This window comes from Candidatus Methylomirabilota bacterium (assembly GCA_036005065.1).
Lineage (GTDB): Bacteria > Methylomirabilota > Methylomirabilia > Rokubacteriales > DASRDR01 > DASYQW01.
In genome coordinates, this window is record DASYQW010000200.1 from 1 (window position 1) to 2,307 (window position 2,307).

The following is a 2,307-nucleotide window of genomic DNA, read 5'->3' on the forward strand; positions in this document are numbered from 1 at the left end:
GGGAGCGCTGCTGCACCTCGCCGGGTTCGAGCTGGAGGCGACGGCCGAGATCCTGCTCGAGACCTTCAAGAAGAAGGGACAGGAGATCATCGACCAGAACGTGGGCGTGCTGCGCGCCGGGTACGAGCACGCCTCGCGCACCGTCCCCACCCTGGCCCGCCCGTGGAAGCTGAGCCGCAAGCGCCGGCCGGTCGTGACCGGGAACCACATGATGGCGCTGGGGGCGGTGGCGGGCGGCTGCAAGTTCTACTCCGCCTACCCCATGAGCCCGGCCTCGTTCATCCTCCATTGGCTGGCCGCGCACAGCGAGAAGGTCGGCGTGGTGGTCAAGCAGTGTGAGGACGAGCTGGCCGTGGTCAACGTCGCCATCGGAGCCGGGCACGCCGGCGTGCGGTCGATGTGCGCCACCTCCGGCGGAGGCTTCGCCCTCATGAGCGAGGCCATCGGGATGGCGGGCATGCTCGAGACCCCGGTGGTGGTCGTGAACGTACAGCGCGGGGGCCCGTCGACCGGCCTGCCCACCAAGACCGAGCAGGGCGACCTCAACCAGGTGTTCGGGGCCTCCCAGGGCGACTATCCACGCGTGATCATCGCGCCCCGCGACGCCACCGACTGCTTCCATTCCACGGTCGAGGCCCTCAACCTGGCCGAGAGCTTCCAGCTCCCGGTGACCCTCCTCTCCGACCTCCTCCTCGGCGAGCATCGCTCGACCATCGATCCGGAGGCGATCTCGGCGGACGTGCCCATCGAGCGCGGTGAATGGGTGACGGCGCCCACTCCCGACGACGCCGCGAACGGAGGCTACAAGCGGTACGCGCTCACGCCGTCGGGCATCTCGCCGCGCGCGCGTCCCGGGCGCGCCGGCTGCATCCACGTGTCGGGCACGGACGACCACGACGAGTACGGCGTCCTCATCAGCGACGAGCACACCAACCCCGCCATCCGCCGGAAGATGCACGAGAAGCGGATGCGGAAGGTGGAAGGGGTGCGGGCACGGCTGCAGCCCCCCGTCCTCGAGGGCCCGGCCCAGGCCGACGTCACGCTCATCGGCTGGGGCTCGACGTGGAGCGTGATCCACGAGGCGGCCGAGCAGCTCAACCGCGGCGGCGTGTCCGCCAACCAGCTCCACTTCAAGTACCTGTATCCCTTCCACGACCGTGAGGCGCGCGCCATCCTCCAGGGCTGCCGGCGCACGGTGGTGGCCGAGAACAACTTCACGGGCCAGTTCGCGCGCCACCTGCGCGCGGAGACCGGCTTCACCGTCGACCACGTGCTCCTGCGCTACGACGGCGAGCCCTTCGAGCCGGCCTGGATCGCGCAGCGCGTCCGGGACTTCATCGAAGGCCGGCCCGTCGACCTCCAGGTCGCGGAGGGCGAGGCGCGCGAGATGGCGTACCACCACATCCGCATCCACATGCACGACCGCGCGCGGCCGGCCCGCCTGCAGGCGGTCGCGGGGAGCGGATACGGCGAAGCCCTGTGGGTCGTGGAGCTGGTCGATCGCAACGACGGAAAGCCGGAGGGGATGCTGATCATCGGCCGGGACACCGGCTCCAACTACGGCTGGCATCCGGGGGATCCCAGCCTGCTGGGGGAGACGGCGACGGCGGAGTTCGTGACCAGCCTGGGCGCTTCGTACCGGGCCAACCATTCCGGCGGCGACGCGGGCGCCCGCGTGCCGCAAGACCGTACGCACTAGGGGGAGCGACCCATGGCCACAACGGAACTGACGCTCAAGAGCCTGGACGGACCGGTCGATCCCGACTGGTGCCCGGGGTGCGGCGACTTCGGGGTGCTCAAGTCGATCAAGGAGGCCATCGTCGAGCTGCGCATTCCCCCCCACGAGGTCCTCATCGTGTCGGGCATCGGGTGCTCGTCGAACCTGCCGGGGTTCATCCACGCGTATGGCGTGCACAGCCTGCACGGGCGCGCGGTGCCCGTCGCGACCGGAGCCGCGCTGGCCAACCACGCGCTGCACGTGATCGCGGTGGGCGGAGACGGCGACGGCTACGGCATCGGCATGGCCCACTTCATCCACGCCATGCGCCGCAACCTGAACCTCACCTACATCGTGATGGACAACGAGATCTACGGCCTGACCACGGGCCAGGCCTCACCCACCACGACGGAGGGGCACAAGACCAAGAGCACGCCCCGCGGCAACGTGGAGAAGCCGGTCCAGCCCCTCGCCCTGGCCCTGGCCACGGGCGCGACCTACGTGGCCCGCGGCTTCTCGGGCGACCAGAAGCAGCTCACGAAGCTCGTCGCCGGCGCCATCGCCCACAAGGGCTTCTCGCTCATCGACTG

General features: G+C 70.2%; 2 protein-coding genes. Both read left to right on the forward strand.

Annotation, left to right across the window (positions count from 1 at the left end):
• Positions 1-1,699 (forward strand): 2-oxoacid:acceptor oxidoreductase subunit alpha (locus VGW35_14840; protein ID HEV8308936.1); only part of this gene is annotated, 1,699 nt, incomplete at its 5' end.
• A gap of 12 nt (positions 1,700-1,711) precedes the next feature.
• Positions 1,712-2,307: thiamine pyrophosphate-dependent enzyme (locus VGW35_14845; GenBank protein HEV8308937.1), on the forward strand; the 596-nt coding region annotated here is incomplete at its 3' end.